This is a genomic window from Yinghuangia aomiensis, assembly GCF_039542225.1.
Classification (GTDB): Bacteria; Actinomycetota; Actinomycetes; order Streptomycetales; family Streptomycetaceae; genus Yinghuangia; species Yinghuangia aomiensis.
The window spans coordinates 88,941-115,169 of sequence record NZ_BAABHS010000017.1 but is presented as its reverse complement, the minus strand read 5'-3'; the positions used below and the strand labels follow the sequence as shown (position 1 = coordinate 115,169).

The 26,229-nt window shown below is 71.9% G+C and carries 26 protein-coding genes and 1 pseudogene; 9 read left to right on the top strand and 18 right to left on the bottom strand.

From position 1 onward, the window contains the following. Positions 1-197: 197 nt before the first annotated feature. Entirely contained in the window at positions 198-1,394 is a 1,197-nt protein-coding gene (locus tag ABEA93_RS23740; protein ID WP_345677739.1) for a macrolide family glycosyltransferase, read from the bottom strand. 58 nt (positions 1,395-1,452) lie between these two features. Continuing rightward, a complete protein-coding gene (locus ABEA93_RS23735; RefSeq protein ID WP_345677738.1) occupies positions 1,453-2,106 on the bottom strand; it encodes a CatB-related O-acetyltransferase in 654 nt (217 codons plus the stop codon). Between the two features lie 99 nt (positions 2,107-2,205). Here ABEA93_RS23735 and ABEA93_RS23730 point away from each other — a divergent pair, with 99 nt between their 5' ends. Beyond that, positions 2,206-2,835, top strand: a complete 630-nt coding sequence (locus ABEA93_RS23730; protein ID WP_345677737.1) for a TetR/AcrR family transcriptional regulator — start codon at positions 2,206-2,208, stop codon at positions 2,833-2,835. 72 nt (positions 2,836-2,907) lie between these two features. Here the strand turns inward: ABEA93_RS23730 and ABEA93_RS23725 are convergent, their stop codons facing one another. From ABEA93_RS23725 to ABEA93_RS23715, 3 genes are all read right to left on the bottom strand, one after another. Further along, positions 2,908-3,342, bottom strand: a complete 435-nt coding sequence (locus ABEA93_RS23725) for a hypothetical protein (protein WP_345677736.1) — start codon at positions 3,340-3,342, stop codon at positions 2,908-2,910. A 73-nt stretch (positions 3,343-3,415) separates the two neighbouring features. Further along, positions 3,416-5,512 carry an NAD-dependent DNA ligase LigA gene (gene ligA, locus ABEA93_RS23720; protein ID WP_345677735.1) on the bottom strand — a complete coding sequence of 699 codons (2,097 nt, stop codon included), beginning with the start codon at positions 5,510-5,512 and terminating at the stop codon, positions 3,416-3,418. A gap of 136 nt (positions 5,513-5,648) precedes the next feature. Next, positions 5,649-6,290, bottom strand: coding sequence for a DUF4352 domain-containing protein (locus ABEA93_RS23715; RefSeq protein ID WP_345677734.1), 642 nt, complete (start codon positions 6,288-6,290; stop codon positions 5,649-5,651). Positions 6,291-6,785: 495 nt separating this feature from the next. Here ABEA93_RS23715 and ABEA93_RS23710 point away from each other — a divergent pair, with 495 nt between their 5' ends. Together ABEA93_RS23710 and ABEA93_RS23705 are read left to right on the top strand one after the other, a co-directional pair. Next, positions 6,786-8,201 carry a hypothetical protein gene (locus ABEA93_RS23710; protein ID WP_345677733.1) on the top strand — a complete coding sequence of 472 codons (1,416 nt, stop codon included), beginning with the start codon at positions 6,786-6,788 and terminating at the stop codon, positions 8,199-8,201. Positions 8,202-8,218: 17 nt separating this feature from the next. Beyond that, on the top strand, positions 8,219-8,620 hold the full coding sequence (locus tag ABEA93_RS23705; protein ID WP_345677732.1) for an MmcQ/YjbR family DNA-binding protein: 402 nt from the start codon (positions 8,219-8,221) through the stop codon (positions 8,618-8,620). Positions 8,621-8,645: 25 nt separating this feature from the next. Here the strand turns inward: ABEA93_RS23705 and ABEA93_RS23700 are convergent, their stop codons facing one another. Both ABEA93_RS23700 and fdxA read right to left on the bottom strand, forming a co-directional pair. Beyond that, on the bottom strand, positions 8,646-9,251 hold the full coding sequence (locus ABEA93_RS23700; RefSeq protein WP_345677731.1) for an LURP-one-related/scramblase family protein: 606 nt from the start codon (positions 9,249-9,251) through the stop codon (positions 8,646-8,648). 94 nt (positions 9,252-9,345) lie between these two features. Beyond that, the gene (fdxA, locus tag ABEA93_RS23695; protein WP_345677730.1) at positions 9,346-9,666 is read right to left on the bottom strand and encodes a ferredoxin; all 321 of its coding nucleotides are present in this window, start codon (positions 9,664-9,666) and stop codon (positions 9,346-9,348) included. 130 nt (positions 9,667-9,796) lie between these two features. Here fdxA and soxR point away from each other — a divergent pair, with 130 nt between their 5' ends. Continuing rightward, complete coding sequence (gene soxR, locus ABEA93_RS23690; RefSeq protein ID WP_345677729.1) at positions 9,797-10,261, top strand: redox-sensitive transcriptional activator SoxR; 465 nt, start codon at positions 9,797-9,799, stop codon at positions 10,259-10,261. Between the two features lie 43 nt (positions 10,262-10,304). Here soxR and ABEA93_RS23685 read toward each other — a convergent pair whose 3' ends face one another. Next, the gene (locus tag ABEA93_RS23685; protein WP_345677728.1) at positions 10,305-12,584 is read right to left on the bottom strand and encodes an MMPL family transporter; all 2,280 of its coding nucleotides are present in this window, start codon (positions 12,582-12,584) and stop codon (positions 10,305-10,307) included. 175 nt (positions 12,585-12,759) lie between these two features. Between ABEA93_RS23685 and ABEA93_RS23680 the strand changes: the two genes are divergently transcribed. Next, complete coding sequence (locus ABEA93_RS23680) at positions 12,760-13,932, top strand: sensor histidine kinase (RefSeq protein ID WP_345677727.1); 1,173 nt, start codon at positions 12,760-12,762, stop codon at positions 13,930-13,932. Next, positions 13,907-14,569 carry a response regulator gene (locus tag ABEA93_RS23675; RefSeq protein WP_345677726.1) on the top strand — a complete coding sequence of 221 codons (663 nt, stop codon included), beginning with the start codon at positions 13,907-13,909 and terminating at the stop codon, positions 14,567-14,569. Before ABEA93_RS23680 ends, ABEA93_RS23675 begins: the two co-directional genes overlap by 26 nt. A 52-nt stretch (positions 14,570-14,621) precedes the next feature. Here the strand turns inward: ABEA93_RS23675 and ABEA93_RS23670 are convergent, their stop codons facing one another. The 4 genes from ABEA93_RS23670 to ABEA93_RS23655 form a co-directional block, all read right to left on the bottom strand. Beyond that, the gene (locus tag ABEA93_RS23670; protein WP_345677725.1) at positions 14,622-15,980 is read right to left on the bottom strand and encodes a cryptochrome/photolyase family protein; all 1,359 of its coding nucleotides are present in this window, start codon (positions 15,978-15,980) and stop codon (positions 14,622-14,624) included. Continuing rightward, positions 15,977-17,530 (bottom strand): SDR family oxidoreductase, encoded by a 1,554-nt coding sequence (locus ABEA93_RS23665; protein ID WP_345677724.1) that lies wholly within the window; start codon positions 17,528-17,530, stop codon positions 15,977-15,979. The genes ABEA93_RS23670 and ABEA93_RS23665 overlap by 4 nt, the downstream gene beginning before the upstream one ends. 50 nt (positions 17,531-17,580) lie before the next feature. Next, on the bottom strand, positions 17,581-19,071 hold the full coding sequence (locus ABEA93_RS23660; protein ID WP_345677723.1) for a serine/threonine-protein kinase: 1,491 nt from the start codon (positions 19,069-19,071) through the stop codon (positions 17,581-17,583). 141 nt (positions 19,072-19,212) lie between these two features. Next, positions 19,213-20,043: a hypothetical protein gene (locus ABEA93_RS23655; protein ID WP_345677722.1), complete on the bottom strand. Its 831-nt coding sequence runs from the start codon at positions 20,041-20,043 to the stop codon at positions 19,213-19,215. A gap of 261 nt (positions 20,044-20,304) precedes the next feature. Here ABEA93_RS23655 and ABEA93_RS23650 point away from each other — a divergent pair. Together ABEA93_RS23650 and ABEA93_RS23645 are read left to right on the top strand one after the other, a co-directional pair. Continuing rightward, positions 20,305-20,391 (top strand): annotated as a pseudogene (locus ABEA93_RS23650) (DNA starvation/stationary phase protection protein); the annotation flags it as partial. 132 nt (positions 20,392-20,523) lie between these two features. Continuing rightward, on the top strand, positions 20,524-20,694 hold the full coding sequence (locus ABEA93_RS23645) for a hydrophobic protein (RefSeq protein WP_345677721.1): 171 nt from the start codon (positions 20,524-20,526) through the stop codon (positions 20,692-20,694). A gap of 70 nt (positions 20,695-20,764) precedes the next feature. Here ABEA93_RS23645 and ABEA93_RS23640 read toward each other — a convergent pair whose 3' ends face one another. The 6 genes from ABEA93_RS23640 to ABEA93_RS23615 form a co-directional block, all read right to left on the bottom strand. Next, complete coding sequence (locus ABEA93_RS23640) at positions 20,765-21,046, bottom strand: SpoIIE family protein phosphatase (protein ID WP_345677720.1); 282 nt, start codon at positions 21,044-21,046, stop codon at positions 20,765-20,767. Positions 21,047-21,348: 302 nt separating this feature from the next. Further along, positions 21,349-21,624 (bottom strand): EF-hand domain-containing protein, encoded by a 276-nt coding sequence (locus ABEA93_RS23635; RefSeq protein ID WP_345677719.1) that lies wholly within the window; start codon positions 21,622-21,624, stop codon positions 21,349-21,351. 107 nt (positions 21,625-21,731) lie between these two features. Further along, complete coding sequence (locus ABEA93_RS23630; protein WP_345677718.1) at positions 21,732-22,838, bottom strand: porin PorA family protein; 1,107 nt, start codon at positions 22,836-22,838, stop codon at positions 21,732-21,734. Between the two features lie 136 nt (positions 22,839-22,974). After that, complete coding sequence (locus ABEA93_RS23625; RefSeq protein ID WP_345677717.1) at positions 22,975-23,421, bottom strand: nuclear transport factor 2 family protein; 447 nt, start codon at positions 23,419-23,421, stop codon at positions 22,975-22,977. Beyond that, complete coding sequence (locus ABEA93_RS23620) at positions 23,418-24,398, bottom strand: NAD-dependent epimerase/dehydratase family protein (RefSeq protein ID WP_345677716.1); 981 nt, start codon at positions 24,396-24,398, stop codon at positions 23,418-23,420. The genes ABEA93_RS23625 and ABEA93_RS23620 overlap by 4 nt, the downstream gene beginning before the upstream one ends. Positions 24,399-24,473: 75 nt before the next feature. Further along, a complete protein-coding gene (locus ABEA93_RS23615; protein ID WP_345677715.1) occupies positions 24,474-25,127 on the bottom strand; it encodes a TetR/AcrR family transcriptional regulator in 654 nt (217 codons plus the stop codon). Between the two features lie 163 nt (positions 25,128-25,290). On the opposite strand from ABEA93_RS23615, the gene ABEA93_RS23610 reads away from it, so the two are divergent. After that, the gene (locus ABEA93_RS23610) at positions 25,291-25,875 is read left to right on the top strand and encodes a TetR/AcrR family transcriptional regulator (RefSeq protein ID WP_345677714.1); all 585 of its coding nucleotides are present in this window, start codon (positions 25,291-25,293) and stop codon (positions 25,873-25,875) included. Positions 25,876-26,229 lie beyond the last annotated feature (354 nt).

The window sequence follows — 26,229 nt, the reverse complement described above, 5'->3', positions numbered from 1 at the left end:
CGCGCGGAATTGCACCCTTTGGCGGAAGGCCTGATCACTGTTGTGCGGAGCCGTCCGAACTTTGTGCCGTGCCCGCAGCCCGCTGCTGGTGGGCCGGCGACGCGACGACGGTTGCGCCGCCTCCCGGTCGTCCAGGAGCAGCGGCGGCAAGTCCTGCCCCGGACCGAGCCGGTGGCCGCCGTCCACCCCTGCCCGGTTCAGCGCGCCGGGTCCCGGGCCGCGTCCAGCATGGTCTCGATCAGGTCGGCCGCGTGCCGGGTGCCGCCCTCGGTTCGGGCGGCGGCCTGCAACTGTCGTGACCTTTCGGCTCGTTCCCGGTCGGTCATGAGAGCGTGCAGGGCCGCGCGGAGGGCTTCGGGGGTGGCGTCGGGGGTGTCCAGGCGGTGGGCGATGCCGAGTTCGACCAGCCGGTCGGCGTTCATGAACTGCTCGGCGCCCTGCGGGACGGCGATCATCGGGACACCGGCGAGGAGCCCTTCGCCGCAGCCGCCCATGCCCGCGTGGGTGACGAACGCGTCGGCCTGGGCGAGGACGGCTCGCTGCGGGATCCAGGAGTGTACGTCGACATTGGCCGGGATGCCGCCGAGTTCGGCGACGTCGGTGTGCTTGCCGATCTGGAGGACGATATGCCAGCCGGGCAGGTCGCCGAAGGCGGCGAGGCACTGGCGGTAGAAGGCCGGGCGGTGCGTGTAGGCCGAGCCGAGCGAGATCAGCAGGATCTTGGCCGTGCCCGCCGGGCGGTCCCAGGCATCCGTGTCCGCGCGGGTGTCGAAGCAGGGGCCGACGAAGGTCACCCGGCCGGGGTCGACACGGTCGGCGTGCGGCTGCATCGCCCGCGGGATCAGGGCGAGGGCCCGCGGGGGCCGGCCGGAGAAGGCGTCCACGTCCGTGGTGGTCGCGCCGCACGTCGCAAGCCAGCGCGCGAACCGGTCCCGGTAGGCGTCGGCGCCCGGCAACGTGCGTAGCTGGGCGCCGACTTCCTCCTCGTAGCCGTCCCAGCCGACGAACGTCGGGGACAGCTGGAGCAGCGGGCGGCCCTGTGATTCGGCGAGGGCGCGTGCGGCGTAGGCGCCGATGTCGTACAGGTACAGGTCGGCCGGATCGTCGTCGTAGGCCGCGTGCAGTTGCGGGAGCGCTCGGACGGCGTCGTCGAGGAAGAGGCTTGCGGCGGCGATGGGGTCGTCGGGCCACGCGTTGGTGGCGACGGGCAACGTCGAGGTGCACCGCACCGGTTCCGCGCCGCTGGACGCGATGTGGTTTGCGACGGACGGGTCGTTGGCGTAGGTGACCCGGTGCCCGCGGTCCACCAGCTCGCGGATCAGCGCGAGGCTCGGCAGGACGTGGCTGACGACGGGGATGCCGACCATGGCGATGTGGGCGCGGCGAGGGGGCATGGGGGCGCTCGTTTCGGTTGCGGAGCGGGGGCGGAGCGGCGCGGGTCGCGGGGCGGGGTCAGGGGCGGTCGAGCTGCGCGGCGGCCTCTTCGAGGTCGGCGACCGTCCCCGACATGATCGTCCGGACGTGGCGGGTGATGTGCTCCACGGGCCAGTCCCACCATGCGACGGCGAGGAGCCGCTCGACGTCCGCGGCGTCGTAGCGGGTGCGGATGAGCCGGGCGGGGTTGCCGCCGACGATGCCGTAGTCGGGGACGTCGGCGGTGACCATGGTGCCGGCGGCGATGATCGCGCCGTGGCCGATGCGCACGCCGGGCATGACCGTGGCGCCGTGCCCGAACCACACGTCGTTGCCGACGACGGTGTCGCCCCGGCCCGGCAGGCCGGTGATCAGGTCGAAGTGCTCCGCCCAGGACCCGCCCATGGTGGGGAACGGGAAGGTGGACGGGCCGTCCATGCGGTGGTTGGCGCCGTTCATGACGAACCGGGTGCCCGTGGCCAGCGCGCAGTACTTGCCGATGACCAGCCGCTCGGGACCGTAGTGGTAGAGGACGTTGCGCGTCTCGAACGCGGTCGGGTCGTCCGGATCGTCGTAATAGGAGAAGTCACCGACGTCGATCAGCGGCGACGTCACCAGCGGCTTGAGCAGGACGACGCGCGGGTGCTCGGGCATCGGGTGGAGCACGGTCGGGTCGGCGGGAATCGGGGGCATCGGGGAGGCGGACCCTTTCCGGTGGCGTTAGAGCGACAACTGTCGCGTTAAGATGCTGGCATGCTTCCGATCCCTTGATCAACCGGATAATCACTGCCGATGACGAACCCACCCGCCCCTGTCTCCGCCGAGCCCGCGCCGGACCGCCGCCCCGGCGGCCGCACCGCCCGCGTCCGTGCCCAGGTCCTCGACGCCGTGCGCGCCGAACTCGCCGAAGGCGGCCATGAGGGCCTCACGATGGAGGGAGTCGCGACCCGGGCCGGCGTGCACCGCGCCACGGTCTACCGGCGCTGGCGCGACGTCGGCGGCCTGCTCGCCGACCTCATGGCCGCGGCCGGCGAGATCGACTGGCAGCCGCCGGACACCGGCTCACTGCGCGGCGATCTGACGGCGCTCAACACGGAGATCCAGGAATCCCTGGTCGTCGAACCGTCGTTCGCCGTGGCGCTGATGGCCGCCTCGTTTCACTCTGCGCAGGCCGCGCAGGCCCAGACGCGGCTGTGGGAGGACCGCTACGCCCAGTGCGAGATCCTCGTCGAACGCGCCCTCGCACGCGGCGAGTTGCCCGCGGTCCCCACGGACGCCCGAAGCCTGTTGATCGCCGCCACGGCACCGGTCTACCACCAGCTCGTGCTCATGCGCACCGACCCGGACCCGAGGCTCCCGGAGCGGGCCGCCGAGACGGCGGTGTCGGCAGCGGCGGCGGGTGCTTTCGCGCTCCGGCAGTGAGCCGTTCGGTGTCGGCGCCAGCCCATCGTCCCGCAGCCGATCGACTTTGCCGATGACCGCCGTCGTGGGTCCCTATTCCTCCCGGTCGGCGGCGAGTTCGTCCCACGGGAGGGCGCGGAGCGCCGGGAGGGCGCTCTCGCCCTGGGGTACTTCGGGGGTGTCCTGGTACCACACGACCGCGAGCCACGAGTTCCAGAGGAACGGCTCGTTGGCGGGGTCCACCGGGTCGGAGAGCAGCAGGCCGGTACAGGTGACCGCGGGCAGCAGCTCCGGCCGGCCCAGCGGGCCGACCCGGCGCCCCTCGACCGGCCGCCGCACCGGCGGCAGGAGATGCACCGGGAAGTGCGGGTACGTGCGCTCCGCCTTGCGCAGCCGATACGCGATCGACCGGTCGTTGGAGCGCTCCGTCGGATGGCCTGCCAAGAGTCCGTCGTAAGTCCCGGACATGGACAGCGAGGTGAGTTCGACCCTACGGCCGGACAGCAGGGTGAAGCGGGACAGAGGCATGCGCCGATCCTGGCAAAGGAGAGAGGCCCGCGCTGAGCCCGGGCCTCCCTCCTGCGTGTGCCGACTCGGCACCCTACGCCAGCAAGTCGGCGAGGCGGTCGGCGAGTTCCTCCGGGGTGATCGTCTCGATGCCCAGGGACTCGGCCTTGGCGAGTTTGCTGCCGGCCTTTTCGCCCGCGACGACGAGGTGGGTGCGGGCGGAGACGCTGGAGGAGGAGCGGCCGCCGGCCCGGGTGATCAACTCGGTCATCTCGGTACGGGAGTAGGCGGCGAGGCGGCCGGTCATCCCGCCGGTGACCACGACCGTCATCCCGGCCAGCGGCAGGGCGGTCGTGGACTCGTCGGCGGCGGCTTCCGGGTCGGCGTCCGCGGGGGCCGGGGGGACGAAGCCCGGCTGGTCCATGTTCACGCCCGCGGCGACGAGCTTGTCGATGAGCGGGGCCAGGTCGGCCAGTTCCGCGACGATCACCGGGGCCTTCTCGCTGCCGATGCCGTCGACCAGCTCCAAGGCGACCGCGTCGGCGTCGCGGATGGCCTGCATCGAGCCGAAGTACGCGGCGATCCGCAGGGACATGGAACGGCCGGTGCCCAGGACTCCCAAGGCGCAGAAGACGCGATTGAGGGGCTTGGCCTTGGCGGCGTCGATCGCGGCCATGAGGTTGTCGGCGCTCTTGTCGCCCATGCGGTCCAGGGTGAGCACTTGGTCGCGGGTGAGCGTGAACAGGTCGGCGAAGTCCTCGATCAGGCCCTTGTCGACGAGCTGCACGATGACCTTCTCGCCGAGCCCGTCCATGTCGAGCGCGTCGCGGGCGACGGCGTACCGGATCGCCTCGGTGCGGCCGCAGGCGCGCCCGCGCTCGCAGCGCCAGCGCTCCTGGCTGCGGTCGATGCCGGAGCCGCAGCGCGGGCAGGCCTCGGGGAACTCGATCGGCTGCTCGTCGCCGGTGCGCAGCCCGGCGACCGCGCCTTCGACGCGGGGGATGACCTCGCCCGCGCGGTAGACGATGACGTGGTCGCCGAGCATGAGGCCGCGGCGGGCGATGTCGGCCGGGTTGTGCAGCGTCGCGTACGTGATCGTGGTGCCCGCGACGTCGACCGGTTCGAGGACGGCACGCGGGGCGATCACCCCGGTGCGGCCCACGCTCCACTCCACGGCCCGCAGCACGGTGATCTTCTGCGCCGCCGGGAACTTGTACGCGGTGGCCCAGTGCGGCGTACGGCTGCCGACGCCGGCCTGTGCCTGGTCGGCGGGGCTGTCGGCCTTGATGACCACGCCGTCGAGTTCGAAGTCGAGTTCCGCGCGCAGGGCGCCGATTTTGTGTACGCGTTCCACGACCTCGTCGAGAGTCGCGCAGGCGGTCGTGGCGATCGGCGTGCCGACCGTGGTGCCCAGCCCGAGGTCGGCAAGGCGGGCGACGAGCCGGGTATGGGTCAGCTCGGCAAGGCCGGGGATGTCGGTGTGCTCGGGGCCGGTGAGCGCGGCGTAGGCCAGGAAGGTCTGCTTGATCCGGTACGCCCGGTCCTTGGCGCGCAGCGAGCCCGAGGACGCGTTGCGGCGGTTGGCGAACGCGGTGGCTCCGTGCGCGGTCCGCAGCTCGTTCGCGGCGGCGAACTGCTCCTCCGTCATGAGGACTTCGCCGCGCACCTCGATCGTGACCGGCTCGGTCAGGGTCTGCGGGATGCCGGTGATGTCGCCGATGGCGTGGGACACGTCTTCGCCGGTGGTCCCGTCGCCGCGGGTGACCAGCTGCGTCAGCCGCCCGTCGCGGTAGCGCGCCGCGAGTGCCACCCCGTCGAGCTTGGGCTCCACAGCCCACCCGGCGACCGCGGCCCCGCCCAGCCGCCGCTCCAGCGAGGCCGCCCAGGCGGTGAGGTCCTCTTCCGAGAAGACGTTCCCCAGGCTGAGCATCGGCACGGTGTGCGCGATGTCGCCGGTCGTGACACCGCCTCCCACCTGCTGGGACGGGGAATCGGCCGCGACCTGCCCGGGGTGCGCCAGCTCCCAGGCGGTGATGCCGCGCAGCAGTCGGTCGTAGGCGTCGTCGTCCAACCCCGACTCGCCGGCACCGTAGTAGGCATCGGCAGCCTTCCGCGCCTGCGCGACGGCTTCAAGGTAGGCGGCCTCGTCGGCGAGGTCGATGGCGGGCGCTGCTGCGGAAGGCGTGGTCATGGGGCACATTGTGCTGCTCGGCACTGACAGAGAGGGAGCCGCTGACGGGCAGAGAGGGACCTGGTGACGGGTCAGCGCCGGTCGAGGGCACCGATGCCACCACGGTGCCCCGGGCATGGTCGCCGCACCTCGCCGCTCAGGGCAGTTTCCACGGGCCGGCGGGGCGGCTGGTGGCGCCGTCGAACTGGACCGTGGTCGCCCGTGCGGTGTCCGGGAGTTCGTAGACGAGATAGCCGCTGAGGGCCTGGGCCGGCGGGATCTTCACGTCGGCGGGGAAGCCGGCGCCCGCGCTGACGTGGGCCGCGGTGGACAGGTGCCACTGGCCGTGGTCGTCGACGATGTGCGTGCTGAAGACTTGGGAAGACGTCAGCGTCTTCGCCCCGGTGTTGGCGATGGTCCACTCGATCGCCACGAAGCGGTCGCCGCTCTTCGGTCCGGCGAAGGCGCTCCCGGGATTCGCCGGCGCGGCCGGGTCCACAATCCGGACGAGGGTCGCGGTGAATTCCATGCCTGCGGGGTCCTGCAGGCCGGCGGTGTCGCCCACCCGGAGGCTCGGCGCCGTCGAGGCGCTCGGCGTCGCGGTGTCGCAGCGTTTGCGCCACTCCGCCATCGGGATGTCCGGGTCGGTGCAGCTCATGGCCGCCGGCCCGGCGGCGTAGGGGCTGTCGTTGACCTTGGTGCCCGAGGGCCTTGCGTTCGAGCCTCCGCTGGAGCAGGCGGCGAGGGCGGTGCTCAGGACACCGGCGACGGCGGCGTAGACGAACGCACGGGTGCGCATGGATCCCCCTGGTGAGTCGGCGTGGTCATCATGCCAAGCCCATGCCGAGCCGGAGTCCGCCGGGGCGGTGGCGCTCCCCCCCGCCGGGTCACCGGCCCGGCGGCGGGGTGATGCGGACGCCGGGGGAGTCCACCGGTGGGTGGCGGGAACGGAGTGGGTGACGCCGTAGTCGGCCTTGAGGCGCCGATTCCGCCATGGTCCCCCTTCCGGTCTCCGCCGCGGCACCGCGGCGACCCGGATCCCGAGCCGGTGCCGCGCGGTTCGGGCGGCCGATGAGAGCAGTGCCCCGACCGGTTGGTGCGGACGCAGAGGCCGCTCGAAAGCGTGAGACGGAGGAGGCCGGGGGCTTGTCGGGGGGGCATCGTGGGGTGCCCCCGGGCGCGTCGTCCGCCGCACGCGGTGCGGTCCGCGCCCGATGGATCACGCCGGCCGGGCCGTCGGCGGGCTGTGCCACGATCGGGTGCCGTCCCAGGAACTCCCCGACGAGAGACGGCAATGTCGACCCATATGTACGGCGTCCGCGTGCTGGATATCGACCCGAAGGAACTGCGCGTTCGCTTCAAGGTGTTCGCGGTCTACTACGACACCGGAAGCGAGATGTTCCCGCCGGTGCCGGACGACCCCGCGTTCTTCTTCTTCCTGCTGTGGGAGGCCGCGCAACCGCACGCGTCGATGGAGCAGCGCGGCGCGCTGGCGCGGATGCTGGACATCGACACCATGCTCGACTTCGTGTGGGTCGAGGAGAACGCGCGCCGGTTCGTCTCGCGCATCGAACGGGTCGCCAGTGCGAACCACCCGCCCACGCCCGACCAGTGGGAGCGGCTGCACGACTTCTACTACGAGCGCGACGGCGCGTGGAAAGACGAAGACCTGCTGGTGCAGTTCGACTACGACGTGTGGGTCACCGACGAACGGTGCATCGAATCGCTCAAGCCCGGCGACGCGTGGGGCTCTGCGATGTTCCCGATGAACGCCGACACGTGGACCGCGTACGACGCCCCGCACATTCCCGACCTGACGGAGCCGGCTCGCCGTATCGCCCCGTTCGCGGGCAAGAAGGGCGACTTCCGACGCAAGCAGATCCGGGACGTGGAGTTCTCCGACGACGGCGCCTACCTCGCGGCGACGACGTGGGACGGGTTCGTGTGGGTGTACGACACCTCCGACTGGTCCGAGGTCGCCCACACGAGGGCCGGGGACCGGAACGTCGCGATGCTGATGTGGGTGCCGGGGGAGCCCGTCCTGACGGTCAAGTCGTACAGCAGGCTGGAGGATCCCGAGCCCTTGGAGCAGTGGGCCTTCGACGTCCGCACCGGGCAGGAGACCACGGCGCCGTACCAGCACGGGCACCTGCGGTCGCTCGACGGCGTCCACCGGATCACCCCCAACGGCGGCGGCGAAGGCGGCTACGACCTGCACGCCACCGACACGCTGCCGCAGCGGACGATCTCGCACGCCGGGGGGTGGGACCCGATCCAGTGCAAGGCCTTCTCGGCCGACGGCACACGGCTCTTCCTCGGCGCGCAGCAGAACCTCTTCGTCGTCGACCCGGTGACCGCCCGCGTGGTCGACCAGGTCCCGGGCGCCTCCGACCGCCTGTTCCAACTGGCCTCGAGCCCGGACGGCACCTACCTGGCCGCCGCCTCCGCCAGCCGCAAGCTCGACTACGCGGGCTCGTTCGGCGACAAACGCCCCCACGAGCTGTGCGTGTGGCGCACCGCCGACCACCGGATCATCCTGGGCCGCCAGATGACGACCTACGTCAACGCCCTCGCCTGGTCCCCGGACGGCCGCCAACTCGTCGCCGCCCTCGAACCCTGCGACGAGAACTTCGCCAACGGCAAAAGCGAACTGGCCGTCTTCGCCATGGACCCGACAAACCCGACGGACCCGCCGTTCCCCGAGGGGTAGCTGCGATACTGGTGATCATGACGCCCGAAGAGCTTCGTTCCGTCTGCCTGGACTTCAACGGCAGCCGTGAGGAGTTTCCCTTCAATCCCGACGTCTCGGTGTTCAAGGTGGGCAAGAAGGTTTTCGCGTTGTCCTCGCTGGGGGCGGTGCCGCTGACGATCAGCCTCAAATGCGACCCGCAGATCGCGCTGCGGCTGCGGGCCGAGTATCCGGCGATCGTCGGCGGCTACCACCTCAACAAGCGGCATTGGAACACGGTCACCCTGGACGGGACGGTTCCCGAGCAACTGGTCCGCGACATGATCGAGGACTCGTACGACCTGATCGTCGCGCAACTCCCGCGCATGGAGCGGCTGAAGCTCGACTGGCCCGGGGACTCCGCGGAGGCGGGCCGGGAAGACGGGCAAACCGAGGGCTAGCGAAGCGGGGGAGTTGCCCGACGGGTCAGCGGTTCTGGATCGCGTCCATGGCGACGGCGACGCAGAGGCCCAGGCGGCGGTCGAGCGTCGGGTCCGGGAACGTCACCATGTACTGGTCGCGGAGCTTCATCTGGCGTTCGACGTGCAGGAGCGGGGTCTTGGTGTCGTCGCCCGCGAAATCGAAGTGGTACGTGGGCGCCGGCAGGTAGCCGCCGATGTAGGGGATGAAGCCCCACACGCGCCGCAGGATCGCGCCGAACAGGCTGCGCTCCTGACCGGTCGCGCGTTCGACGCCCGGACGCTCCAGGTGCCACGTCGAACGCAGGAGCGACTTGCGGAAGTTCTTCGAGAACATGCCCAGAGGGGTGCCGTCGAAGGCGGTCACGTCGTGCTGCGCGTGCATGTCGATGACCTGTCGGGCCTTGAAGCGCGCCAGCTCGTACTGCTTGGTGTCGTCCGTGTAGAGGATGACCTCTTCCTTGAGCTTCCCGCGCTTCTGCTGCGCGTACGCCACGACCGCGCCGTGGGTGCCGTCGGGGTTCACGAGGTGCACGACGTACTGGTTCACGATCAGCCGGAAGTTCTGGCGGATGATGAGCTGGTGCTGTCCCTGGAGCAGGGATATGTCCATGGTTGCAGGCCTTCGCATAAGGGGAATCGCCGTCGCGGCCGCGTCGTGATCAGCGCGATGGTAATGCCTGGGTAATGCGCGTGATAGGCGGAGGTCATACCGGCTTTTTGGGCAGTGCCGCGACGAGCGGATGGTCCCGTTGTGCCGTGCGGACCTTCGCGCTTCCGCCGGGGCTGCCGAGGCCGGCGGAGAACTCCGCGTTCACGGCCGTGAAGTGCTCGAATTCCTCCGGCAGGTCGTCCTCGAAGTAGATCGCTTCGACCGGGCACGCGGGCTCGCAGGCGCCGCAGTCGATGCACTCGTCCGGGTGGATGTAGAGCATGCGCTCGCCTTCGTAGATGCAGTCCACGGGGCATTCCTCGACGCACGCCTTGTCCGTGATGTCCACACAGGGCAACGCAATCACATAGGTCATGGAAATACCGTCCCTTTCAGGGGCGTTCGCGCTTCCTGGAAGTGCTGGGAGTGCCGGATCGCCGACGCACACGACCGTAGGACCTCAAGTAATCTTGAGGTCAAGGAGCTTGAGGTCAAGGAGGCTGCCCATGACGAGCAACCGGCGCGGCAAGCCCCGGGCCCGCCCGGACGATTGGCTGAGCATCGGCGAGGTGAGCGCCCGGACCGGGGCAGCCGTCTCCGCCCTGCGCTTCTACGAGGAAATCGGCCTGATCGCGTCCGAGCGCGACGACCGCAACCAGCGTCAGTACCCGCGGCACATGCTGCGCCGCGTCGCGCTGATCGCCGTCGCCAAACGCATCGGCATCCCGCTGCAGGACCTCCGCGAGGCGTTCGCCGACGTGCCGCTCGACCGGCCGCCCAGCCACCAGGAGTGGCAGCGCGCCTCCCGCGGCTGGAAGCGCCGGCTGGAGGAACGCCGACAGACGATCGAGCGGCTCGAGGCCGAACTGACCGGGTGTATCGGCTGCGGATGCCTCTCGATGAAGGCGTGCGCGCTGCTGAACCCGGACGACACGCTCGGCGGCGAGGGCGTCGGCGCCCTGCGCGTGTGAGCCCCGGCCCGACAATACCCCGACCCCCGACAACACCCCGGCGTCAACGGTCGACCAGCCCTGGACGCGGGGCCTCACCCGTGGATTCTGTGTCGGTGTCGCCGGTGTCGCCGGTGCCGAACGGGCCGCGGGGAAGCATCCTGTCCAGCCACTTCGGCAGCCACCAGTTGGTCCGGCCGAGGAGTGTCATGGTCGCCGGGACCAGCACCATGCGCACGACCGTGGCGTCGATGAAGATCGCGGTGGCCAGGCCGAGCCCGAACATCTTGATGGAGGGGTCCTCGGCGACGACGAAGGACAGGAAGACCGCCACCATGATGAGGGCGGCCGAGGTGATGATCCGGGCGGTCCCCGAGACGCCTTCGACGATCGCCGTGCGGTTGTCGCCGGTGCGCAGGTACTCCTCGCGGACGCGGGACAGGAGGAAGACCTCGTAGTCCATCGACAGGCCGAACAGAATGGCGAAGAGGAACATCGGGATGAACGACACGATCGGAACCGTCGCTTCCAGCCCGATGAGCGCGCCTCCCCACCCCCACTGGAAGACCGCGACCATGATGCCGTAGGCCGCGCCGATGCTCAGCAGATTCATCAGTACCGCCTTGAGCGGTACGAGAATCGAGCGGAACACCAGCATCAGCAGCAGGAACGACATCGCCAACACGGCGGCGACGAACGCCGGAAGCCGTTCACTGGTGCGTTGGCCCACATCGGACAGGCTGGCGGCGGCGCCCCCGACGTACGCCCTCGCCGGGCCGTGCCCGATCGCCGTGGGCAACACGTCGCCGCGCAGCCGGGCGATGGTGTCGGCCGTGGCCTTGTCCTGAGGGCTGGTGGTCGGGAACACCACGAGGGTCGCGATGCCGGTGGCCCGATCGACGTGCGCCGGCGCGACGGAGGCGATGCCCGGATCCGCCGCGACCGTGGCGACGAGCCGGTCCAGCGCCCCCGAATCCCCGGCGGGGTCGGCGGCGATGACGAGGGGACCGTTGGTGCCCGGGCCGAACCCCTCGGCGACGAGGTCGTAGGCCCGACGCTCGGTACGGCTGTGCGGCAGTGAGCCGTCGTCGGGCAGGCCGACGCGCAGCCCGAGCACGGGCAGCGCCGCGCCCAGCAACAGCCCTGCCGCGCCGACCGCGTACGGCACCGGATGCCGGCTGACGTGCCCGATCCAGCGACGCCACCCGGCGGCGCGGACCGCGCCCGCTGCCGGCTCCCGCCGCCGTGCGAGCCGGCCCGGCTTCCGGTTCTGCAGAGCCCGGCCGATCCGGCCGGCCCGGGCCAGGCGTGTGCCGGCGGCGCCGAGGAAGGCCGGCAGCAGCGTCACCGACGCGAGCACCATGATCAGGACGACGATCGAGACGGCGATCCCGCCCACCGCCATGAACGGTACCTGCGCGACCGCCATGCCGAGGATCGAGACGACGACGGTGCCGCCGGCGAAGACCACGGGCCTCCCGGCCGTGGCCACCGCCCGCCCCGCCGCCTCGCGGGGATCGAGGCCGCGCGCGAGGTGCTCCCGGTGCCTGGCGAGCACGAACAGCGCGTAGTCGATGCCCACTCCGAGCCCGACCATGCTGCCCAGGACAGGGGCGAAGGTCGGGACGTCCGTCACCCCCGCCAGTACCGTCATCGTGGCGACCCCGACGGTCAGCCCGAAGACCGCCATGCCGATCGGCAGCGCGGCGGCGACGAGCGAACCGAACGCCAGGAACAGGATCACGGCCGCCGCGAGGATGCCGATCAGTTCCCTCGCGCCGCCGTCGGGGTCGGAGAAGGCGTAGAAGAGGTTCCCGCCCATCTCGATGCACAGGGGCAGTTCGGCGCGCAGCCGGTCGCCGAGACCGACGAGGGTGTCGAGGTCGTCGGCCGACAGCCGGCTCTGGTCGGGGTACTGCACCCGGACGACGGCGATCCGCCCGTCGGCCGAGACAAGGCCGCCGCGCACGATGATGTCCCCGCCCGCGTCGAGCGCCCCCGCCGGGTCGCTCGTGCCGAGCACGTGCGGCAGCCGCCGCACTTCGGTCTGCAGCCGCGCGAGAGCGGCGCGTGCGCTGCCGTGGTCGAAGAACGTCGCACCGCCGTCCAGGGGGGTCACGACCACTTGGGCGGTCATGCCCTCCTGGCCGGTGCCGGCCCGCTCGATCAGGTGCGCTGCCCGTTCGGAGTCCAGTCCCGGAGCGGTCATCGAGTCCGCGGTCCGCCCGCCGATGGCGATCGCGGCGAGGACGGCAAGCGCGGCGGCAGTCAGCCATGCCGCGATCACCCGCCAGGGATGGCGGGCGGCGCCGGCGCCCAAGCGCAACAGGGCTTTCGAGAGCATCGGTTCCTCACATCACCTCGTCGGCCGTCCTTGTGCGGCCGCCGATGCCGAGGTTCGTCGCCACGGCGCTCCGCGGCATCGGCTCGCGGGCCGCGGATCCGTCGGCCCCAGGGCGGGGTGACGCCCCGTCCTTTCGGCCGATGCGCGGCACGGCGCGGTCCCTAGGCTGAGAACTGTGTTGCGAGACGACCTGCGAACCCTGTGGACCGAACCCCGACCGCCCGACGCGCCCGACCGGGTGTGGCGGGACTGGGCACTGCTCGCCGCGGGCCTGGGCGGTGTGGTGCTGGAGGCCACCCTGCGCGAGAACGTCGTGTGGCGGCCGGTGGCGGTGGTGTTCGCCGTATGGCTGTGCGTGCTGTCCCTGTGGCGTCGGCCCCGCCCACTGGCGACGGTCACGTTGGCGTTCGGCTCGGTGGCCGTGCTCCAGCTGGCCTCGCTGGTGGCCGCATCGGGCGAGCCCGTCGGCCTGGACAGCGGCGTGGTCGTGCTCGCCCTGGTGTATGCGCTGCCCCGGTGGGGATCGGGACGGGACATCGTGCTGGGCGGCACGGTGATCCTCACGGCCTTCGCGCTGTGTGCCGTCACGATCGAAACCCCGGCCGGCGAACAGGCCGCGGGCTTCGTCTTCCTGTTGCTGCCCGGCTTGATCGGAGCCGCCGTGCGGTTCCGGGTGACCGCTCGCGAGCGGCAGGTGGACCAGATACGCTCCCGCGAGCGTGAGCAGCTCGCCAGGGAACTGCACGACACGGTGGCCCACCACGTTTCGGCCATCGTGATCCGCGCCCAGGCAGGCCGCGTACTCGCGGTCACCGACCCGGCCGCCGCCGTGGACGCGCTGGACGGGGTCGAGGAGGAAGGGGCGCGCACGCTGGAGGAAATGCGGGCCATGGTCACCGCGTTGCGCAACCCCGGGGCCGGCGCCGAGCTGGCGCCGCCTGCCGGTGTCGCGGACCTGGAGCGCCTGGCGCGCACCGCGGGTGGTCGCCTCAGGGTCGACCTGGGGCTCGACGGCGAACTGGGCACACTGCCCCCGGCGGTGGACGCCGCCGTCTACCGCATCGTGCAGGAGTCGGTGACCAACGCCATGCGCCACGCGGTCGACGCGACCGAGGTCGTCGTCCGGGTCACCGCGGAACGGCACGCGGTGCGGGTGAGCGTGCGCGACAACGGCCACCGCACCGGCCGGGGCCGTGCCGGATACGGACTTGCCGGACTGCGCGAGCGCGCCGCCCTGCTCGGCGGCAAACTGCAGGCCGGCCCCGGGACCGAACAGGGCTGGCATGTCGAAGCCGAGCTGCCCAGAGGGAGGACCGAGAGCGGTGCCCATCCGCGTCCTCGTCGCTGACGACCAGGCCATCATCCGCACCGGGCTGCGGATCATGCTGAACGCCCAGCCCGATATCGAGGTGGTCGGCGAGGCCGCCGACGGACGGGAAGCGGTCCGTCTGGCCCGCGAACTACGCCCCGATGTCTGCCTGTTCGACATCCGCATGCCCGTGGTCGACGGGCTGGAGGCCACCCGGTCGGTCGCCGGCCCGGGCGTCGCCGACCCGCCGGCCGTGGTTGTCATCACCACGTTCGACCTCGACGAGTACGTCTACGGCGCGCTGCGTGCCGGCGCCCGCGGATTCCTCCTCAAGGACACGGGACCGGACCTTCTGGCCCAGGCGGTACGGTCGGCGTCCGGCGGGGAGGCGCTCATTGCGCCCAGCGTCACCGTCCGTCTGCTCCGGGCATTCGCGGACCTGCCCGCGGGCCGGCCCGCGGCCCAGCCGGTTTCCCCCGTCACCGCCCGCGAGGAGCAGGTGCTCCTCGCGGTCGCCCGCGGCCTGACCAACACCGAGATCGCCGACGCGCTGCACATCAGCCTCAGCACGGTGAAGACGCATCTGGCGAGCCTGATGGCCAAACTCGGCGCCCGCAACCGGGTCGAGATCGCGATGTGGGCCTACGAAACGCGCCGTATCCTCCCCGGAACCTGAGCCCGGTGCCGGGCCATGGCTATGAGTCCCCGCCCGGACACGAGGGCACCCCTCACCCGTGCGCCTCCCGATAGCGCGCCGTCAGGTCCTCCGGCTCGACGAGCGGATCCGGGTAGCCGTTCCGGTCCGCCTTCGGCACCTTCCACGGCTCGCGCACGTCCCGGTCGGAAAGGCCGCTCAGTTCCGGCACCCACTGCCGGACGTACGTTCCGTCCGGGTCGAGGCGCCGTGCCTGCGAGAGCGGGTTGAGCACACGGTTCGGGCGGGTGTCGTTGCCCGTTCCCGCCATCCACTGCCAGTTCATCTGGTTGTTGGCGATGTCGCCGTCGACGAGCAGGGACAGGAAGTGCGCGGCACCTTCCCGCCAGTCGTGGCGCAGCGTCTTGACGAGGAACGACGCGGTGAGCAGGCGCGCCCGGTTGTGCATCCAGCCCTCCTGCGCGAGTTGCCGCATCCCGGCGTCCACGAGCGGGTAGCCGGTGCGTCCCTCGCGCCACGCCTTGGCCTCGGCCTCGTCGCGCACCCAGGTGTCGCCGCGTTTCCGGTAGTCGGTGTCCGCGCAGTCGGGGCGGGCAGCCAGCACCTGGTGGTGGAAGTCGCGCCAGGCCAGCTGCCGGACGAACGCCTCCGCGCCCGCGGACTCCGCCGCCGCGGCCTGCGCGGCGATCTCGGTGGCGGAAAGGCAGCCGAAGTGCAGGTACGGCGAGATCCGCGAGGTGCCGTCGGCGCCCAGCGCGTCGTGCGCCTCGTCGTAGCCGGCGAGGCCGCCGCCGTCCACCCACCGCCGCCACACCCGTCGGCCTTCCGACTCGCCGCCCTTCGGCAGGGCGGGAGATGCCGCCCGATACGACGGAAGCGCCGTGCCCGAGGCCGATTCCGGTACGTCGAGGCGTGCCGGGGCCGACAGGACCTTGCGGCCCGGCACCGCCGACCACGCGCGCAGGTAGGGCGTGAACACCGCGTAGTGGTCGCGGCTCGTCGGGGTCACCGCGCCCGGGTCGAGGACGGTGAGGCTCCGGCCGTGCACGTGCAGCCGGTCGTCGAACGCCGCGCGCAGCTCCTCCTCGCGGTGCGCGGCATGCCGGGTCACCCCGGCGGCGACGTGGATGCGCGCGGCGCCGGTCTCGGCCATCAGGCGCTTGACCTCGTGGGCCGTGCTGCCCTTGCGGACCACCAGGCGGCCGCCCCGGGAACGCAACGAGGCGTCGAGGTCGGCGAGGCAGTCGGCGAGGAAGGCCATGCGGTTCGGTGCCGCGAAGGGCGTGCCCGTGATGGCGTCGTCGAGCACGAAGAGCGGTAAGACGTCCGGCCCGTCGGCGAGCGCGGCGTCCAGGACCGGGTTGTCGTGCACGCGCAGGTCCTGGGTGAACAGCACGATCGCGGGCGAAGTGCTGTCTGATTGGCGGGTCATGGGGTCTTTCCGGTAGGGGCGGTCGAGGGGGTCGTCGGAGTGGTGGATGCCGCGACGGCACGCGCCGCGATGCGCCGTGCCATGCCGCCGAACACGATGGCGTGGAACGGCGAGATGGCCCGCCAGTAGGCGTGTCCGGCGAGGCCCCGGGGGTGGAAGAGCGCGCGTTGCAGGTAGACGCTGCCCCGGCCGCGCGGGTCCGGGCGGACGGACAGTTCGAGCCAGGCCAGGCCGGGCAGCCGCATTTCGGCGCGCAGACGGAGGAGCCGTCCGGGCTGGATCTCCTCGACCCGCCAGAAGTCCAGCGCGTCGCCGACCCGCAGGCGGTGGGAGTCGCGGCGGCCGCGGCGCAGCCCGACGCCGCCCACCGCGCGGTCCATGACGCCGCGCAGCGACCAGGCGAGGGGGAAGGAGTACCAGCCGTTCTCGCCGCCGATGCCCTCGATCACCGACCAGACAGCGTCGGTCGGGGCGTCGACGGCCCGTTGCCGGATGTCGCGGTACAGGCTGCCCCCCGCCCACGCGGGGTCGGTGGGCAGCGGATCCGCGGGCACCCCGGGGACGGACGCGGACGACCAGCGCGTCGCCACGTCGTCGTCCCGCACGCGCCTGAGGGCCAAGTGCAGGGCCCGGTCGAACCCGGTGAGGCCGCCCGGCGGGTCGGCGATGTGGTCGGCGATGTCGTGCTCGCTGCAGACGACTTCATGTCGCAGCGATTCCACGAGCGGGCGGGCGAGCGAACTGGGCACCGGCGTGACGAAGCCGACCCAGAGGCTGGACAGCCCGGGGGTGAGGACACCCACCGGGATGATCACCCGCCTGGACAGTCCCTCGGCGGCCGCGTACCGGGTCATCATGTCCCGGTACGTGAGCACCTCGGGGCCGCCGATGTCGAACGCGCGGTTCACCTCGCGCGGCAGATCCGCCGCACCGACGAGGTAGTGCAGGACGTCGCGCACCGCGATAGGCTGCACGGCCGTCCGCACCCACCGCGGGGTGACCATCACCGGCAGCCGCTCGGTGAGATAGCGGAGCATCTCGAACGACGCCGAGCCGGACCCGATGACCACCGCAGCGCGCAGCTCCGCGGTGGGAACACCACTGGCCCGCAGCACGCGTCCGACTTCGGCCCGCGATCTCAGGTGCGGCGACAACTGCGCCGCGGGTACGCGCGCGGGCAGCAGGCCGCCGAGATAGACGATGCGGCCGACGCCCGCCGAACGCGCCACGCCGCCGAACGCCCCGGCGGCCTCGCGGTCGAGGCGTTCGAAATCGGTCCCGGTGCCGAGGGAGTGCACGAGGTAGTACGCGACGTCCACCCCGTCCAGCGCGGGCCCGAGCGTCGCCGGGGTCAGGACGTCGCCGCGGGCGACGTCCACCCGGTCCCGCCACGGCTGGTCGCGCAGCCGTCCGGGATCCCGGGCCAGACACCGCACCCGGTACCCGGCGTCCAGCAATGCGGGCACGAGACGGCCGCCGATGTAGCCCGTCGCACCGGTCACCAGGCACAGCGGGGCGGATTCCTGAGGAGTTGTTCCAGGTTTACTCATCTTGGTTGCGTATTGTCCCGCGGCGCGGCCCGATTTCCGCGCAGGCCGGGTCAGTCGGGCGGGGTGAGCCGCCGCAGTCCGTCCGACGCCTGGTCGACCATCCACCGGTTCGTGATGCGGGAGCCGATCTCCAACGCCTGCGCATAGTGCTCGCGCGCTTCGCCGAGGCGGTCGGCACGCTCCGCGCACCTGGCCACGTTGAACAAGCTCCAGCCCGCCAGTTCGTCCGCGCCGCCGTCCAAGCCGACGCGGGCTGCCGCCGCATAGTGCTCCTGCTCCTGCCGCGGATTTCCCTCCTCGGCGGCGATCTCGGCGAGGTGGTGGTACGTCCACCCCTCCGCCCCGGTGAACTCGTGCTCCTTGGCCAGGGTGAGCGTCCGGGCGAAGAAGTCCTTGGCGGCGGCGAATTCCCCGCGCTTGCGCCGGTACGCGCCGAAGTTGTGCAGGCTCCAGGCCTCCAGAAGCTTGTCGCCCGTCTCCTCGGCGATCTGCGCGGCCCGGGTGAAGAACCGCATGGCCGTCTCGGGGTCGTCGGCGCGCCATCGGCAGGACCCGAGGCCGTCCCACGCCCAGCCCTGCTGCGTCCGGGCCCCGTCCCGGATCGCCAGGTCGAGCGCGGTCCAGTACAGGTCCTCACCCTTCTCACGCGAACCGGTGTCGCGCTCCTTCGCCGCCTCGGCAAGCAGCCGGTCGATCGCGGTCGCCCCGGTGGTCGGCCGACCGGAGTCCTCCACGAGGTCGCGCAGCGCGGCGGCTGCCGCGGTCGCCGTGGGACGGTCGGATGCCGGGAACTGCATGAGGTCGCGGATGAGCGGTTCCAACGGGCCCGCGAGACGCATCGGCTCGGCGACGCCGCGGCCGATGGCCGCGACCACCTGCAGAATCGAGTCGCCGCGGAAGGGCGGGCGTCCCTCCACGGCCCAGTACAGCGTCGCGCCGAGCGACCACATGTCGGAGGCCGCCGACGCCTCGCCGTACAGGTGCTCCGGGGCCATGAACTCCGGCGTTCCCAAGGCCGTTCCCGTGACGGTGAGCGTGATCTCGTCCGGCACCGACGCGATCCCGAAATCGGCGACCACGGCCTGGCCTTCCGCCAGGAGGATGTTGGCGGGCTTGATGTCCCGGTGGACCACGCCCGCGGTATGCGCGGCGGCCAGTGCCGACGCGATCTGCCCGCCGATCCGCGCGACTTCCCCGACCGGCAGCGGCCCGGACGCGAGAGCCTCGCGGAGCGACGGCCCGTCCACGTACTCCATGACGATCCAGGGCAGGCCGTCCGCGTCGGGGAACTGGTCGAACACGGTGACGATGCCCGGGTGCTTGAGGCCCCCGGCCGCGCGCGCCTCCCGCTCCGCCCGGGCTATGCGGACCTTCGTCGGCTCGCCCCCGACGGCACCGGGAGCGAAGAGCCGCTTGAGCACCACCGGCCGGCGCAGCCGCACATCGGTCGCCAGCCATGCCTCCCCCTGCCCGCCGACCCCCAGCTTGCGCTCCAACCGGTACCTGCTGTCGACGATCGGGATCGTCGTGCCGTCTCTCATGCGGTTACGAAACCACACCGCGAACGCACGGGGTCACCGGTTCTCGGACACCGCGGGAACGGCGCCCGCCCGGCCTCCGGGGCGCAGGGAGGCCGGGCGGGTCTGCCGCGCACGGGTGTTCGTGTGGGCCGGTCGGCCCGGTCAGCCGCGGGTGGCCGCCGTGAGCTTGTCCACCTGCGCCTTCACCTGCGCGTCGGGCACGAACTCGGCGCTGTACGAGGTGCTTTCCGGGCGGCCGTCGTACTTGACCAGGTTCGGTCCGACCCGGACGAACTGGAGTGACGCGGACGGCTCCGGGTAATTGGGGTCCGCCATGTTCTTCGGGTCGCCCCAGAGCAGGCTGACCCACACCGAGGCATCGCCCATCTGCGGCTGGTGGTCGCCCCACATCACCTGGTACTCGGTCTTCTGGCCCTTGGTGTTCGTGGCGGTCATCTCCAGACAGTCGTGCGCGTCGCGCAGCTTGGCGACCGCGGCGAGCTGCTTGGAGACCTCGTCCTGGCTCTGGAAGCGCACCAGGTCGAGCGATATCGACGTGTGCTTGTCCGCGGTGGTGGTGAGGATCTCGCCGGCATACGCGGCGGACGCGGGCTTCGCGCCGGCCATCAGGTCGAGCAGCGGCTGGCACTGCGCGTTCGCGGGCACGGCGGTCATCGTGATGCTGCCGTAGACGTCGCTGGTGCTGGGCTTGGCGGTCCAGCCGGTACCCATCTCCTGCGCGGTGAGGAGTGCGGCCTTCAGGTCGGCGGAGGTGAGGGCCTTGCTCCCGGCACCGGGCGAGCCGGGGGACGCCGGACCCGAGGCCGGAGCCGACGGCCCGGAAGCCGCCGCGGAGGGGGCGGAGGAGGCCGAGACGGCGGCGTCCCCGGCTTTCTCGTCCTTGTCGTCGGAGCCGAACTTGCAGGCGCTGACGCCGAGCAGCAGGAAAGACGCCAGAGCGGCATGGGCAAGGCGCGTGCGGGCAGAACGCATCGATGTCCTCTGCGGTGTGTGGTGACGGATCGACCAGTGATCATTGCCGGGGAGAATGTGCCAGAGCCATCGATTTCCGTGCCCGGCGGGGTGGCCCGGCCTACCCGTCAGCGCCTGCGCGCCGGTACCTACACGGCGAAGTGGCGCAGGATCGCCGCATTGAAGGCCGGCAGATCGTCCGGCCTGCGGCTGCTGATCAGCGTGTTCGGCGGGCCCGCGTCGACCACGACCTCGTCGTCGCGCCACGCGCCTCCGGCGTTTCCCGACCCGGACAGCCCGGACCTGCTGATCACGATCACCGCGGAACTCGAGAAGCAGGCCTGGATGTTCCAGGCCGAGAGCGCCTGACCCGGTCCCGCACCGCGTCGCCGACCCCGTGCCGGGGTCGGCGGCGCGGTCCTGCGCGGACTCCGGCCGACGGGGCTCCGCCCGGACCCGGACCCGGTGTGTGGAAAGCGATTTCCTGGGAAGCCGCCCGTCATGATTCCCATCCTTGTGGTTTTCCTGTTGGCGCTGATCCTGTTCGGCGCCGGGTTCGCACTTCATGTGCTGTGGTGGATAGCCCTGGCTGTCCTGGTCATCTGGCTCCTCGGTTTCCTGTTCCGAGGAGCGGGCGCGGGGGGCTCTCGGGGCCGCTGGTACAGATGGTGACCGGTTCATGAAGCATTCCGTGACCGGACGGCGCGGGCCGCGCCGTCCGTGAACCGGACGTGCACCGGACTCAGCCGGCCGACCGCACGGCTTCCGGCACCCGGATCCCGATCAGGCAGGTGTCGTCCCGCGGATTCGGCGCGCCCAAGTCGCGCATGATGCGCGTGATGGACGCCTGGAGGTCGTCGGAGGCATCCTCGCGCAGGCTTCGCACCAGGCGGGACAGGCCGCGGCCCACGTCGTCGCCGGGCCGGGTGACCAGGCCGTCGGTGTACATCAGCAGCATGTCGCCGGGCGCCAAGGCCACCGAGCCGGTGGCGTACTCGGCCTCCGGGGTCGCACCCAGCACCATCCCGCGCGGCGGCGGACGTCCGCGCGGCTACCCGAGGCGCGGGCGGTGGACCGGGGAGCGCGGTCAGGTCACCGGTTCGGGCGAGGGGCCGGGGCCGGGCAGGGGGCCGGGCCGCGGGCCCGGCTCCGGTCCGGGCGCCGGCGGAGGCTCCGGGTCGGGTTCCGGCTGCGGCGGGGCGGGCGGCGCGGGATCGGGTGTACCGGGTCCCGGAATCGGGCCGGGCAGCGGCCCGGGGCCGGGACCCGGGCCGGGGCCGGGGGCGGGCGTGGGGTTCGGCGGGACGGGGTCGTTGGGGGGTGTCGTCATGGCGAGCGCTCCCGGCGGGTGTGGGCACCGGAGTCCGGTGCGGCGTCGGCGTCGGCGTTGGCGAGAAGTTCCAGGAACTCGCCGAAGTCGATCGAATGCGAGCCGTCCGCGTCGTATCGGCGCAGCAGGTGCTCCACACCGGCCGCTTCCGACGCACAGCCGAGGTCCTTCAGCGCCGCCGTCAGCTGTTCGGCGGTGAGGTGCCCGTTCTTCTCGAGGTCGTGGCGCTGGAACGTGTCGAAGTAGCGGACGCGGTCGTCGTGGCTGGTCATGGCCGTTCCCTTCCGGCGGGGCAACGGCACGTGCCGCGGTTGCGCCCTGTCCGCCCGTCGCTACCCGGCTCCGCGCGAAGCATGCCGGGCCGCGGGGCGGGCGCACGTCAGGCGGTCGGCGGGGTGGTCGGCGGGGTGGTCGGGGGTGCAGTCGGCGTCGACGGGGGCGTCGACGGCGGCGGTGTCGCCGTGCCGCGAGGGCGGCGGCGTCGGATGAGCAGGACGGCCGCGATCAGGAGGGCACCGACGATGCCCACGATGACGGGGAGGATGGTGCCCACGAAGTTGATGACGTCGTGGGCGTCCTTGGCGTCGTTCGCCGCGTCGCTCACCGACTTGGGCGTCTGCTGGTAGGTGACGTCCGAGACCGGCAGCAGCGGAAGGAACGTGCCGCTGCCCGGGTCGACGATCCCGGCCACGCGCTGCTGGGCGCGCAGCGTGTCGATCACCAGGCCGGTCTCGGGGTGGATCCAGAACGTGTCGGTGCTCTCCAGCGTGTAGGCGAGCGGCACCGGGTCGGGCATCGTCTGCAGCAGCTGGGCCAGCTGCAGCTTCGCCTGGGGCGTGAGGGTCCCGAGCTGGCCGACGAGCGCCAGGGTCGCCTTCGGGACGGCCGGGGGCAGACTGGCGAGCACCTGGGCGTCGGTGATCCGGGTGGGCGGCAGGTGCGCGTCGTACACGTAGGTGCCGACGCCCGACTTGCTCTCCGAACGCGTGTACGTCAGCGGCGTGGTGGTCTCGGTCTCCGGCCGCCAGCCGACGTACGTCTTCTTCTGCGCGCCGAGCGGCCAACTCACCGTCAGGCCCTTGGCGTCGACCACCTGCCAGCTCGACGGGTGGCTGGTGGTCGCCTCGAGCGTCTTGCGGTCGACGGCGTACTTCCAGTCCGTCTTCTCGACCGTGGTGCCCGCGGCCGCCGTCGTCCGGCTGTCGCTGACCAGGGCCGTGTCGCCCGACGTCTTCTCGACCTTCACGGTCCGCTGGACGGTCAACGGGACGTTGGTCTTGATGGCCCCCGCAACGTTGCCCTTCGCGACTTCCGCGGCGTCCACGAGGGTCTTGAAGGTGCCGGCGTAGGAGCGCGTGGTGTCGGTGTCGTCGGGCAGCCGTTTCACATAGTCCGGCGTGACGACGTACGCGAGCACGAATGCCGCGGCGATCAGGGCCAGACCCACCACGACGCCGATGCCGCGGAACACGGTGTTCATCCGCATGATCCGCTCTCCCACTCAAATAGGCCGCTGATCGCGCTCCTGCTTGAGCCCAGTGTTTCCGGGATGCCTCGGTGCCGCTTCCGCTGAGCGCCCGTCCGTGTGACGCGTCCCGCCGTCCGGGTGACGGGCTGCCCGGTCAGCCCAAGTGCGGGTACGGGCCTTGGCGCCAGTCCCCGGAGACGGCACGCCGCACGATGCGCCAGCCGGCCGCGGTGCGGGCGACGTGGTCGTGGTAGCGGACGCCGACGACCAGGTTCTCGGGGTGCTCGGTGCCGGCCGGTTCGGCCTTGAAGTGGTAGGCCACCGCGTAGGTCTCGATGTGGACGTCCCCGGTGGCGTCGTCCACGTCGGCGAGCTGGTTGCCCATGAAGTGCATGGTGACGGGGAAGAACTCGACACCGGGACGGAGCTGTTCGAGGTAGGCGTCGATCGGGAGCGCGGCGCGCGAGCCGTCGACGAATGCGTCATCAGCGAAGCAGGAGCGGACCAGCGCCCAGTCGCGCCGGTCGATGCCCCGCGCGTACAGGAGGGGAAGGCGCATCGCGGCGTATTCCGCGTCCCGCCGGTCGGTTGGGGTGCTCATTGCCGGGTGGCCTCCAGCCAGTCGAGGGTGCGGCGCAGGCCGTCGTCCAGTCGGAGCGGGGTGTGGCCGAGGCGCGCCTTCGTGAGGGCGTCGGTGTAGTAGGGCGTGGGGAAGGTCCGGTTGGCGAGCGCGACCAGGCTGGGGCCGGACGATCGCTGCAACTCGGCGTCCGCTGCCAGGAGATCGGCGGTGATGTCGCGTACGCGGTGCTGGGCTCCGGCGAGTTCGCAGGCGCGGTTGAGGAACTCGGCCATGCTGCAGACGTCGTCGGGGTGCGCGAACGCCAGGTACTTCTCGCCCGCGACACCGCGGTCGAGCGCCGCGACGGTGACCGCGGCGACGTCGTCCGCGTACGACCACGGAATCGGGAAGTGCACGGTGGCGTCGATGCCGCCGCGCAGCGCGAGCAGGATGCGCAGGTTGTAGCTCGGCGCCTCCAGCGCCCGGCCGGGCACGGGGGAGGGGCCGAACGTGCCGCCGGGGATGACGACGCACGCGTCGAGGCCTTCGGCGGCCCGGCGCATGACCTCCACGAAGGCGGCCTTCTTGGAGACCGAATAGGGGTCGCCGGGCGGGTCGTCGAGCACCGGGGACTGCTCGCTGAGCGGCCGATCGGTGTAGTCGAAGTAGGTCGTCGTGCCGAGGGCGACGACGCGCCGGGCACCGACGTGTGCGGCGGCGTCGAGGATGTGCCCGAGGCCGCCGGTGTTGACCCGCGCGTGCTCGCCGGGATCCTGGTTCGCACCGCCGAGGACCGCGGCGGAATGGACGACGAACTCGGCGTCCTTCGCGGCGGCGAGGACGTCCGCCGCGCTGGTGATGTCGCCTTCGGCGAGCGTGACGCCGAGGTCGCGCAGCGGCCCGCTCTCGCTCCCGGGGCGGACCAGCGCCCGGACGTCGTCGCCGCGTTCGCGCAGGCGCCGGCAGATGTTGGCGCCGATCAGTCCGGTGGCTCCGGTGACGAGGACGGTGGGCACGGGCTCCCCTTCCGTTCGGGCGGGTGGCACTGGCACGACGGGAGGCACCCTAATTTTGTTGCTTGAGGAAAGCAATCATTCGGCGGGGTCGCGGGTGCGGCTGTGTGCATGGGCGGGATGCGGCCGTGCCGCTTTGCGGCGGGCGGGGCGCGGCGGCTGCGGTCCGAGTTCCAGGGTCAGGGCGCTGCGGAGCAGGAAGCGTGCCCTTTCCAGAGGCAGCGAGCCGGCCAGCCATCGTTCGCTCAGGCCTTCGACGAGGGCGGTGAGCCGCTCGGCGGCGTCGGTCGCGGCCACCGTGGAGGCGATGGCGCCGGTGTCCTGGCCGTGGCGTATCAGCGCTTCCGCGTCCCGGACCCAGCGGGCGGTCGCCTCGCGCACCTGGCGGCCCAGGTCCGGTTCGAAGACGGCGCTCGCCCGGAACTCGCCCCAGGCCGTGCTGTTCTCCCGTACCTCGGGGGCGTCCTGGAGTTCGAGCAGCAGCATCTCCTCCAGGCGCCCCCGCGGATCCCGGTCGGGGTCGCTGCCGGAACTCGTGTAGCGCTCGGCGCGCTCGTTGATGAACTCCCAGGTGTGCTGCATGAGGCCGGCCCGGTCGCCGAAGTGGTAGTAGACCAGCCCGACGGACACGCCCGCCTCCGCGGCCAGCTCCTCCACCCGCAGGCCGCGCACCCCGCGCCGCGCGATGAGTCCGGCGGCGGTTTCCAAGATCAATGACTGACGGCTCGACACTGTGGCACCCCACCGGGGTGGCGCCCGGCCGCCCCCTCGTGCTGACTGAATATTCAGTCATCCTAGCGTGCGGACAGCCCTGCGATCACGGGGAACGCCGCCGCGGCCGGTGCCCGGGCGGGGCGCGTGGTGCGCCAGGGGCCGGACGGTAGGGTGGCGAACCATGGCCCAGGACCGTCGTACCGTGATCATGGAAGCCGCGGCGCGGCTCATCGCCCGCCGTGGGGTCCGGGGCCTGCGCATCGAGGAACTGGCCGCCGAGGCCGGGGTATCCAACGGCCTCATCTACTACCACTTCAAGGACCGCGCCGGAGTCCTGCGCGCGACCCTGGAGTTCATCAACAACCGCGCCGAGCGGTACACGGCCGAGCACGTCGCCGCCGAGCACTTGGCGGACCCGCGCGCGGTGCTGGAGCAGACGCTGCTCTTGGAGTTCCAGGACACCGCCGAGGTGCGGGAGAACAGCACGGCGTGGGGCGAGTTGCGGGCCAGCGCGATGTTCGACGTCCTGCTGCGCGCGGACCTCGCGGAGGCCACGCGGGTATGGGACGGCGAGGTCGCCGACCTGATCGCGGCGGTCCTGCCGGCCGTGCCGGGGGACCGGGCGTTGGAAGCCGCACAGCGCCTCACGGCACTCCTCGAGGGGCTGAGCGGCCGCTGGCTGAGCGAGGGGCTCACGCTGGATCGCGCCCGGGCGCTGATACTCGGCGCGATCGACGGGGAGCTGGACGCGCTGGGCCGCGTCTGACGGGGGAGGCGGCTTCGGCTGATCGGTGTGGCGGAGGGAGTGGCCGACCGGCGTCCCTGGGCTGCGGACCTGCCGGCCTGTCTGGCCCGCCTGACCGCCCGACCGCCTGACCGGCTGGCCTGCCGACTCGGCTGATCCGGTCGGGCGAACGACGTGCGACGGGCCGATGGATCCCGGTCGATCCGGTGGACCTGGGGGATCCGCCTGCTCGGGCCGGTCTGCCGGTCCCGCACCGTCGATGGCCGCGACCGCGGCCGAGCCCGCGCCGCTTGGGTGCGCATGGCGCAGCGCGGAAACCCGCCCGCCCCAAGCGCCGTCACCCGTCAACTCCCGTGACCCGCAAGGGGAGCGGTT

Coding starts and splice junctions, on each gene's coding strand:
- ABEA93_RS23740 (WP_345677739.1), bottom strand. CDS start 1,394: ATGCCCCCTCGCCGCGCCCACATCGCCATGGTCGGCATCCCCGTCGTC.
- ABEA93_RS23735 (WP_345677738.1), bottom strand. CDS start 2,106: ATGCCCCCGATTCCCGCCGACCCGACCGTGCTCCACCCGATGCCCGAG.
- ABEA93_RS23730 (WP_345677737.1), top strand. CDS start 2,206: ATGACGAACCCACCCGCCCCTGTCTCCGCCGAGCCCGCGCCGGACCGC.
- ABEA93_RS23725 (WP_345677736.1), bottom strand. CDS start 3,342: ATGCCTCTGTCCCGCTTCACCCTGCTGTCCGGCCGTAGGGTCGAACTC.
- ligA (WP_345677735.1), bottom strand. CDS start 5,512: ATGACCACGCCTTCCGCAGCAGCGCCCGCCATCGACCTCGCCGACGAG.
- ABEA93_RS23715 (WP_345677734.1), bottom strand. CDS start 6,290: ATGCGCACCCGTGCGTTCGTCTACGCCGCCGTCGCCGGTGTCCTGAGC.
- ABEA93_RS23710 (WP_345677733.1), top strand. CDS start 6,786: ATGTCGACCCATATGTACGGCGTCCGCGTGCTGGATATCGACCCGAAG.
- ABEA93_RS23705 (WP_345677732.1), top strand. CDS start 8,219: ATGACGCCCGAAGAGCTTCGTTCCGTCTGCCTGGACTTCAACGGCAGC.
- ABEA93_RS23700 (WP_345677731.1), bottom strand. CDS start 9,251: ATGGACATATCCCTGCTCCAGGGACAGCACCAGCTCATCATCCGCCAG.
- fdxA (WP_345677730.1), bottom strand. CDS start 9,666: ATGACCTATGTGATTGCGTTGCCCTGTGTGGACATCACGGACAAGGCG.
- soxR (WP_345677729.1), top strand. CDS start 9,797: ATGACGAGCAACCGGCGCGGCAAGCCCCGGGCCCGCCCGGACGATTGG.
- ABEA93_RS23685 (WP_345677728.1), bottom strand. CDS start 12,584: ATGCTCTCGAAAGCCCTGTTGCGCTTGGGCGCCGGCGCCGCCCGCCAT.
- ABEA93_RS23670 (WP_345677725.1), bottom strand. CDS start 15,980: ATGACCCGCCAATCAGACAGCACTTCGCCCGCGATCGTGCTGTTCACC.
- ABEA93_RS23665 (WP_345677724.1), bottom strand. CDS start 17,530: ATGAGTAAACCTGGAACAACTCCTCAGGAATCCGCCCCGCTGTGCCTG.
- ABEA93_RS23660 (WP_345677723.1), bottom strand. CDS start 19,071: ATGAGAGACGGCACGACGATCCCGATCGTCGACAGCAGGTACCGGTTG.
- ABEA93_RS23655 (WP_345677722.1), bottom strand. CDS start 20,043: ATGCGTTCTGCCCGCACGCGCCTTGCCCATGCCGCTCTGGCGTCTTTC.
- ABEA93_RS23645 (WP_345677721.1), top strand. CDS start 20,524: ATGATTCCCATCCTTGTGGTTTTCCTGTTGGCGCTGATCCTGTTCGGC.
- ABEA93_RS23640 (WP_345677720.1), bottom strand. CDS start 21,046: ATGGTGCTGGGTGCGACCCCGGAGGCCGAGTACGCCACCGGCTCGGTG.
- ABEA93_RS23635 (WP_345677719.1), bottom strand. CDS start 21,624: ATGACCAGCCACGACGACCGCGTCCGCTACTTCGACACGTTCCAGCGC.
- ABEA93_RS23630 (WP_345677718.1), bottom strand. CDS start 22,838: ATGCGGATGAACACCGTGTTCCGCGGCATCGGCGTCGTGGTGGGTCTG.
- ABEA93_RS23625 (WP_345677717.1), bottom strand. CDS start 23,421: ATGAGCACCCCAACCGACCGGCGGGACGCGGAATACGCCGCGATGCGC.
- ABEA93_RS23610 (WP_345677714.1), top strand. CDS start 25,291: ATGGCCCAGGACCGTCGTACCGTGATCATGGAAGCCGCGGCGCGGCTC.